Genomic DNA, 8,221 nt, shown 5'->3' on the forward strand with positions numbered 1-8,221 from the left:
TTGAAATAATTGAAGAGGTCTAAACATGAAAAGTGACCGTGAGAGAGAAGAAATAATCAAGGCTATTAACGTACTGCTAAACCAAGCTTACGATACAGATTTAGATAATATTCTCGCATTTTTACAACATATCGAAAATATGGAAGACGAAGCAGATATCAAAGCCATAAGGTCGGCTATAAACGAACCCAAAATACCTTACGAGCAAGTGGTAAAAAACATATTTGCCAGAAGAGAAAATCTAAGAGTCATCGCCTACAGTATGGACTTGCTGATACCAGGATTTTATTTTTGGTGTCCATATTTCACTATTAGAATTGGTGGTGCAATACCCGATGATAACCCATACAAATATCCTGGTAAAATTCACAGTTCTACAGGTATCGGGATAGTTTTACCAGGATACAAAATATTTACAAGTTATCAAGATAGCTATGACGCTTGATAAACATATAATACAGGGTTTAGCAGCATTTACCAGTAAAACGTTATCGACAAGCGAGTTTGAAAAACTGATGATTAATGCTGGATATTTTGAAGTGGGAACCGCACCCGCGCAAGGTGGGAGAGTAAAAGTATGGTGGTCACACGATAATTATCCTAGACTTGAATCTATCTACAGTCCCAATAAAAGTATTGTGTTGACTGCTTATTATGTTTAAAACGACATTTAAAAAGATGTTATTTTTTTGATATTAAAAAATACTTTAAATATGAATAACTATGAACTTGAAAAAAATCAATCATAATGAGTTTAGATAAAATTTGTGAGCGCGAACGCGCACTCTCGTGCCGCAGGTATCACCCTTGCTCTTAGCTATTGTTGTGCAAGACGATATTCCTAGATTAATCAGGATGAAAAATCATGCTTAAGGGACTCAGACAAAAAGCGATAGTAAAACCTGGTGGTGTAGTACAAATCTGTTCTCCAGAACTTCCAACTGGGGCAACTGTGGAAATTATAGTACTTATATCACCCACCCAGCAATCTAAAAAGTCTTTAACCAGTTTTATTGGCAGCGCGAAAGGCAGTTTTGCTACACCAGAAGAAGTGGATAAGTTTATTAGCCAAGAACGAGATACATGGGAATCCTAGATGCTATTCAAGGCAACCGAGTTTATCTTGATACCAACATCTGGATCTATGCCTTAGAAGGATATCCAGCGTTCATCCACGATTTAACCCAGTTATTTCAAAGTATTGATCGGGGTAATTTGAGTGCTGTAACCAGTGAACTGTCACGCTTCTGAGGCATTGGTCAAACCGTTCCAAAATCAAGACTTAGCTAAACAAACAACATACAAAGAGCTTATCAGTAGCTCACAATATTTAACAGTAATTACTGTCAACCGTGATGTATTAATTGAAGCTGCTCGACTTCGTGCCAGCGTTAACATCAAATTACCGGATGCTATCCATGCAGCAACAGCATTGTTGACTCAATGTTCCACCTTTGTAACTAATGACCAGCGCTTTCAAAATGTTCCTGGATTAACAGTAGTTTTGCTGTCTCAAATTACTTCTTTGTAGCTAACATACTAGAAGAGAAGCGATTTAACCAATCCTTGTAAACCATGTCAGAAAAAACGACGCGGCGTAACTTCTTAATGACCGGTGTTGCTGTCGCTGGGGGTATTGTAGGAGCTACTACCTTGCAACAAAATGCTACCAACACTGCGACACCACCAGCAACAATGCCAGAACGAGTGCTGGGACGCACACAAGTAAAAGTGCCTATCTTCGGCTTGGGTGGAGCGGGTCAAACGCCGCTATCCTGGCAAGGAAGAGAACGTGATGCTGTGGCAATTATTGAAAAAGCGTTGCAATTAGGCATCCGTTATTTTGACACTGCCTCAAGTTACGGACCGAGTGAAGATTATTTGGGAAAAGTTCTACCACCCCACAGACCAAAGCTGTTTTTAGCAAGTAAGACTGATAAAAGAGATCGTGATGGAGCTTGGCGAGAATTAGAGCGATCGCTTAAACGTCTCAACACAGATTATCTTAACTTATGGCAGCTACATCACGTTTCTTTCCCCCAAGAACTCGACACCATCTTTAGTAAATCCGGTGCAATTAAAGCTGTAGAAGAAGCAATACAGCAAAAACTCGTCCGCTTTGCTGGTATTACCGGACACCACGACCCAAAAGTAATCGCCGAAGGGCTGCGTCGCTATCCTTTCCACACAACGCTAATTCCCGTCAATGCAGCAGACAAACATCATCCACGCCCATTTTTACCTGTAGTTTTACCGATAGCACAGCAACAAAATGTAGCTGTGATTGCGATGAAAGTACCTGCTTACGGTCGCTTGTTCAAGCCAGGTGGTTTGTCAGGTATGCAGCAAGCTTTGGGATATAGTTTATCTCAACCTGGGGTTCAGTGCTGTGTAATTGCCGCTGAGACAACAGCACAATTAGAAGAAAATGTCAAGGTCGCACGAGCTTTTCAACCCCTCCAGGGTAAAGAACTAGCCGCGATTGAGCAGCTTACCGCCCAAATTTGGGAAGATAGTACATTTTTCCGCGCTTGGACTTAAGCAATTCACAATTTAAAATGATTTTTAGCCTGAGACGGTGTAAACCTTAACAATTGCGTATCTCCCAATTCTAAAGGCTGTTGTGGCGAAAAAGGCACAACGCACAAAGCCGCGATAATTTTTTCAGCGATCGCTTGTGCTAACAGTGGTGGAACTGCATTCCCAACTTGGCGAAAACCGTGCCATTTGGTTTGATGAAATCGAAACCAGTCGGGAAATGAATGTAAACGTGCAGCTTCCCGCACAGAGATGACTCGCGAAGCAGTCGGGTGAATCGGACGCGGAGATGTATGACTTCCACGAAGGTAGTCAGTACCAGCGCGTAAAGTATGACACAACCCATTTAAATCCAAGCGTCGCAAGCGGCTAATTGTTTCTAACTCACCTGCTAAAGTTTCCCCAAAGCGAATTTTTGAGTTTTCTTGATGCTGCGTTTGCATCGAACTAGTCAATAGTTGAGGATTCCACAGACGAGGGTAGGAGAAGTTGGGGAGAGGGGGGAAGGGAGAGAGGGGGGGATGGGGAGAGGGGGGGATGGGGAGAGGGGAAGAAAGAATTGTCCCCTTGTCCCCTTGTCCCCTTGTCCCCTTGTCCTCCTTGTCCCCTTGTCCCCTTGTCTCCTTGTCTCCTTGTCTTATAAAGGGGTGCGATCGCAACTTTATCACGTAAGAACTAGATTTTTCTTGTAGCTGTTGCAGTTGTTCGGTTGAAAGTAACACTTCATCGCTGTTAGCAAGTTCCGGAAAATAATCTATATCTGGTAAATCAGCGATCGCATCTTTCACTGTCACACTACTTCGCTTTGGCTGACAACCTGACAAGCTAACCAAAGAATTATTAACTCCCAACTCCTCACTTTTAACTCCCAACTCCTCACTCCTAACTTTTAACTCTTGCCGCGTACCAATCACAAACAACCGCCGGCGCTTTTGTGGTACACCAAAATCTGCCGCATTTAAAATTCCTTTTTGGATATGATATCCAGCGGCTTCAAAATTGCTAATAAGATGTAACAACAAAGCTTTGTATTTTCCTGCTGCCATTCCCGGCACATTTTCCATCACAAAGTAGCGGGGATTTAACTCAATCACCAGACGGCAAAAGTGAAATATCAAACTGTTGCGATCGTCTTCTAGTTCTCTCTTACCCATCATAGAGAAACCTTGGCACGGCGGTCCACCAAATACCAAGTCAATTTGCCCATCCCAATAAGAGGAGGGGGGGAGTGGGGGACAAGGAGAGGGGGGGAAATTTTTGGAAGACACTCCCCCACTCCCCCCATCCCCCACTCCCCCACTATAAAGGTGGGTAATCCAACTGCGATTAGCTGCTTGTCTAATCACATCTCCTGTAACAGTTGAGACATCCGCGCACAAAACTTCGGTTAGGGGAAAGTTGAAACAGTAGGTGCAAGCATGAATTGGATCGTACTCCACTGCTACCAAGACATCAAAACCAGCTTGCTCAATACCTAAAGAAAATCCACCAGCACCAGCAAATAAATCCACCGCTACTGGTCGTCGATACTCAATTTGCGATTTGGGATTTATCCAATGCCTCATGCGTAATGCCCAATTTACAATCTAAAATCTACGATCGCAAATTTGGAACCATTTGTAAAATCTCTTCAGCTGCGCGATCGCATACTCCTACTTTTCCCAAACACTGCCGCATTTGGTCATAATCAGTTAAAGTTTGCTCTTTTCGGCTAGGATTAAGCAATAATTCCATTGCAGCTTGAGTTAGGTTTTCTGGCGTTGCTCGCTCTTGTAAAAACTCTGGTACAATTTCTATCATCACCACTAAATTAGTTGGGGATGCGAAGGGTATAGAACCTTTAAGAATATTACGCGCAATCCAAGCTGTAACTGGATGTAGCCGATAGGTAACAACTTGCGGCACATTTAGCAGGGCAAGTTCTAAATTGACTGTACCAGATTTAGTGATTGCCAAATCCGCAGCCGCCATAACTTCTTGTTGCTGACCGGATACTACAGTTGCCTGTAAGTTATAACGCTGTATTGCTTTCTCTATAGGTTCTCGGTATATTTCCAGAGATAAGGGAATCCAGAAATGAACTTCAGGTAATTTCGCTTGAATATTTTGGGCAGCTTGAAAAATTACTGGTAAGAGATATTTTAGTTCTTGGCGACGAGAAGCGGGTAAAAGAGCGATCGCTATTTGTTCAGCTTCAATTCCCAACTTAGCACGAGCAGCTTCGCGACTGGGAGTGTTTTGCATTCGGTCAACTAAAGGATGTCCTACCCAGCTAACTTTAGCGCCATTCTCTTGGTAGTAGCGGGCTTCCTCTGAGAAGATTGCCAAAAGCTTATCTGTGAAGCTGACAATTCGGGAAGTGTTACGCAAACTCACCGACCAGACCCACTCTTGGGGTGCTATGTAATACACTATCGGCACTTGTGGCAAATACTTTTCTAGATAGCTGCCAATGCCGATATTCGGTGCCATATAGTCAATTAAGACTACCAAATCAGGTGGATTTTGTTTGAGATAGGCGATCGCCCTTCGTTGCACCTGAATGGTTGGCAAAATATAAGGCAACGATTCAAAAAGACCCATTGAGCCAATACTACTAGTATTACCCAGCAGATGTGCGCCCGCTGCCGCCATTTTTTCGCCACCCAGCGCCACAATTTCTAATTCTAACCCAGCCGCAACGACTTGACGTTGAAGTGCTGCAATCAGCAACGATCCTTGCAAATCGCCAGACACTTCACCGGTGCTGATAAATATTCGCATTTTATAAAGTTAGCAGAACAAACTAGGAGTGAGGAGTTAGGAGTTAGCTTAACTCCTAACTCTTAACTCATCATTCATCACTTCCGGCTGCTTTGCCTTTTCCAGGAATCAAGCCGCGTCTTCCTGGCATTTGAGATAATAGCAGAAAGCGGCGCAGATACTGCAACTCTTCTGTATCTCCCAACAGTTCCAACTGTTCCAAAGCATCTTTAAAAGTTAATTCAGAACGGTAAAGAAAGCGGAAGGCTTTTTTGAGGATTTGCAAGTCAGTAGAACTCATTCCAGAGCGTTTGAGTCCTACAAGGTTGAGGGTTCGTATCCGTGATGGATTGCCCTCCACCATCATATATGGCGGCACATCGCGGTCAATGCGAGTCATACCGCCGACCATTGCCAAGCTACCGATATGTACAAATTGATGGACACCCAAAACGCCGCTCAGTCGAGCGCAGGAATCAATATGGACATGACCAGCCAAAGCCACAGAGTTAGCAATAATTGTAGAATCGGCAATGACGCAGTTATGACCTACATGGACATAAGCCATCAACAAGTTACCATCGCCAATGATAGTTGCTTCACCTGCACCTGTAGCGCGGTTAATCGTGACATATTCGCGAATTTGGTTATTGTCGCCAATTTTAACCCAGCTAGGTTCCCCAGCGTATTTTAAATCTTGGGGTTCCATGCCAATACAGGCTCCGGGAAAAATGTGATTTCGCGCTCCAATTTCCGTTAGTCCGTCGAGGACAACATGAGGACTAATAATAGTTTCCGGACCTACTTTGACTTGCCCTCCAATAACCGCATAGGCACCGATTTGCACCGTGGCGTGGATTTGCGCGTTAGGATGAATTACAGCAGTTGGATGAATAAGAGTTTTCAAGGGTGCATCTCCAGAATAGTCTTGAGTGCTGAGTGTTTAGGTATTGTGTGTGAGAAATCGGCGATCGCAAGTTATGTGTGAGGGCGTTTAAAATCTAGAAATTAAACAATGCGGTTGTGGCAAGTTTTATTTACTGCTATCCTTTTTCAGGAGTCAGTAATGGGCACCTCACGGTGGCGCCCATACCACAAAAGCGGATTTTTTAATTAGCAAGTGAAAACATCAGTTCGCCTTCGGCAGCGAGCTGACCGTCTACCTCGGCACGAGCCTGCATCTTACCGAAACGACGTTGTTTTACCCACAACAGTTCCACGGTCATTACTAGTTGATCGCCTGGTACTACTTGACGGCGAAACCGGACTTTATCTATACCTGCAAACAGGAAAAGTCCGCCCTCTAACTCTGGTAATTGAGTTAAAACGATACCGCCGACTTGTGCCATAGCTTCAACAATTAGCACTCCCGGCATAATTGGCTGACCGGGAAAATGCCCTTGAAACTGGGGTTCGTTCAAGGTGACATTTTTTATACCCACAGCGCGGTGAGCGGGCACGTAGTCGATAATTCGGTCTACAAGTGCAAAAGGATAGCGATGGGGTAAGAGTTTCTGAATTTCTTCTATTGTAAAAATCGTTTTTCTCTCTGATTTGCTTGTTGTTTCATTGGTTTGAGATTTGGTAAATGCAGAATCAGGATCGTTGACTGTATTAACTTCGGTGAGGATTGACATTGGCACGCTCGGTTGATTTTCACTTTTGGCTAGGAAGTAGGTGCCGCTTTTAACTTTCCCCGGATTTAGGTTTTTAGCTTTTGACTAACCGCCAACCGCTGACAACTCTAAAATCCTCTGGGCGAGTTGAATATGTAAATTGTGGCTGGCTTTGTACGCCAAGAAATGAGCACTAGGCAATAAATTTCCTAGTAAACTTAAATCTCCTACTAAATCCAAGATTTTATGACGTACTGGCTCATTTGCATATCTTAATGGTGGATTTAGCCAACCTTCAGGTCCGCAAACTAAAGCATTATCCAAGCTTCCCCCTTTAATTAACCCTGATTTTTGCAGGTATTCAATTTGATGTAGTAAACCAAAAGTACGCGCAGGGGCAATTTCCGCAGCAAACGCAACTGATGCATTTGCCAGATTTGAGCCTCGTGACCAACTGTACCATTGATTACCGATCGCCGGCAGGTCGAAGTCAATACCGTAGGTAAAACGAATTTCTGGGGCTGGGATAGCACAGACAAACGCATCGTCTTGACGCACCCAAATTGGTTCGGTTATCACCGGAGGAATTTCACCGTTAGTCAAAGTTTGTGAGACTAAGCCAACTTCGGCGATCGCTTGTGTCCAAATTTGCGCTGAACCGTCCAACAGAGGCACTTCCGCCCCATCAATCTCAATTCGGGCGTTATCTACCCCCATCGCACACAGAGCCGCTAATAAATGCTCTACAGTGCGAATGCACGCCACCCCTTTACCCAACTGAGTCGAAAGCACAGTCTCATTCACTGCCGCAACTTGTGCGGGAATTATCGGTAAGTCCGGCAAATCCACCCGGACAAAGTAGCGCCCACTACCTGCATCTGCTGGTAGTATCCGTACCTGAGTTTTCTCACCGCTATGCAGTCCGACTCCTACTTGGGTGATTGTCGCAGCTATTGTGTGTTGCATATAATTTGTTGATTGTTGGGCAATTGTTTAATGGGCAATGGGTAATGGGTAATGGGCAATGGGCTTTTTGAAGAGGGGAAAAGGGTAAAGGGGAAAGGGGAGGCAGTGCGGTCTTGGGGTTCACCTGCGTGGAGCATCTGCCTATGATTGGGGCAGAGTTGTTTAAAATTAGTAAAAATGTCTAAAATTACTGAAACTTTCCCCCGATTAATTTCCCTTTCCCCCTTTCCCTTTCCCCTTTTCCCCTCTTTAAAATCCCCATGCCCCATGCCCCATGCCCCATGCCCCATGCCCCATGCCCCATGCCCCATGCCCCATGCCCCATGCCCCATGCCCCATGCCCCATGCCCCATGCCCCA

At 44.4% G+C, this 8,221-nt stretch carries 12 protein-coding genes; 7 read left to right on the forward strand and 5 right to left on the reverse strand.

From position 1 onward, the window contains the following. Positions 1-25 precede the first annotated feature (25 nt). The 6 genes from AABK37_RS27520 (at position 26) to AABK37_RS27545 (ending at position 2,541) form a co-directional block, all read left to right on the forward strand. On the forward strand, positions 26-445 hold the full coding sequence (locus AABK37_RS27520) for a hypothetical protein (RefSeq protein WP_432554684.1): 420 nt from the start codon (positions 26-28) through the stop codon (positions 443-445). Further along, positions 435-662, forward strand: coding sequence for a hypothetical protein (locus AABK37_RS27525; RefSeq protein WP_432554685.1), 228 nt, complete (start codon positions 435-437; stop codon positions 660-662). The genes AABK37_RS27520 and AABK37_RS27525 overlap by 11 nt, the downstream gene beginning before the upstream one ends. Positions 663-865: 203 nt before the next feature. Further along, positions 866-1,096 carry a hypothetical protein gene (locus AABK37_RS27530; protein ID WP_432554686.1) on the forward strand — a complete coding sequence of 77 codons (231 nt, stop codon included), beginning with the start codon at positions 866-868 and terminating at the stop codon, positions 1,094-1,096. Next, on the forward strand, positions 1,084-1,251 hold the full coding sequence (locus tag AABK37_RS27535; protein WP_432554687.1) for a hypothetical protein: 168 nt from the start codon (positions 1,084-1,086) through the stop codon (positions 1,249-1,251). The genes AABK37_RS27530 and AABK37_RS27535 overlap by 13 nt, the downstream gene beginning before the upstream one ends. Further along, on the forward strand, positions 1,232-1,531 hold the full coding sequence (locus tag AABK37_RS27540) for a type II toxin-antitoxin system VapC family toxin (protein ID WP_432554688.1): 300 nt from the start codon (positions 1,232-1,234) through the stop codon (positions 1,529-1,531). Before AABK37_RS27535 ends, AABK37_RS27540 begins: the two co-directional genes overlap by 20 nt. Before the next feature lie 44 nt (positions 1,532-1,575). Continuing rightward, entirely contained in the window at positions 1,576-2,541 is a 966-nt protein-coding gene (locus tag AABK37_RS27545; RefSeq protein ID WP_432554689.1) for an aldo/keto reductase, read from the forward strand. 5 nt (positions 2,542-2,546) lie between these two features. Here AABK37_RS27545 and AABK37_RS27550 read toward each other — a convergent pair whose 3' ends face one another. From AABK37_RS27550 to lpxC, 5 genes are all read right to left on the reverse strand, one after another. Then, positions 2,547-4,103, reverse strand: coding sequence for a DNA cytosine methyltransferase (locus AABK37_RS27550; protein ID WP_432554690.1), 1,557 nt, complete (start codon positions 4,101-4,103; stop codon positions 2,547-2,549). A 28-nt stretch (positions 4,104-4,131) separates the two neighbouring features. After that, positions 4,132-5,301 (reverse strand): lipid-A-disaccharide synthase, encoded by a 1,170-nt coding sequence (gene lpxB / locus AABK37_RS27555; protein WP_432554691.1) that lies wholly within the window; start codon positions 5,299-5,301, stop codon positions 4,132-4,134. 70 nt (positions 5,302-5,371) lie between these two features. Beyond that, positions 5,372-6,187, reverse strand: a complete 816-nt coding sequence (lpxA, locus tag AABK37_RS27560) for an acyl-ACP--UDP-N-acetylglucosamine O-acyltransferase (RefSeq protein WP_432554692.1) — start codon at positions 6,185-6,187, stop codon at positions 5,372-5,374. A 202-nt stretch (positions 6,188-6,389) separates the two neighbouring features. Beyond that, positions 6,390-6,917, reverse strand: coding sequence for a 3-hydroxyacyl-ACP dehydratase FabZ (gene fabZ / locus AABK37_RS27565; RefSeq protein ID WP_432554693.1), 528 nt, complete (start codon positions 6,915-6,917; stop codon positions 6,390-6,392). An 84-nt stretch (positions 6,918-7,001) separates the two neighbouring features. Beyond that, complete coding sequence (gene lpxC / locus AABK37_RS27570) at positions 7,002-7,862, reverse strand: UDP-3-O-acyl-N-acetylglucosamine deacetylase (RefSeq protein ID WP_432554694.1); 861 nt, start codon at positions 7,860-7,862, stop codon at positions 7,002-7,004. A 177-nt stretch (positions 7,863-8,039) separates the two neighbouring features. Between lpxC and AABK37_RS27575 the strand changes: the two genes are divergently transcribed. Then, positions 8,040-8,221 (forward strand): hypothetical protein (locus tag AABK37_RS27575; protein WP_432554695.1); only part of this gene is annotated, 182 nt, incomplete at its 3' end.

This window comes from Tolypothrix sp. VBCCA 56010 (assembly GCF_050875635.1).
Taxonomy (GTDB): Bacteria; Cyanobacteriota; Cyanobacteriia; order Cyanobacteriales; family Nostocaceae; genus Hassallia.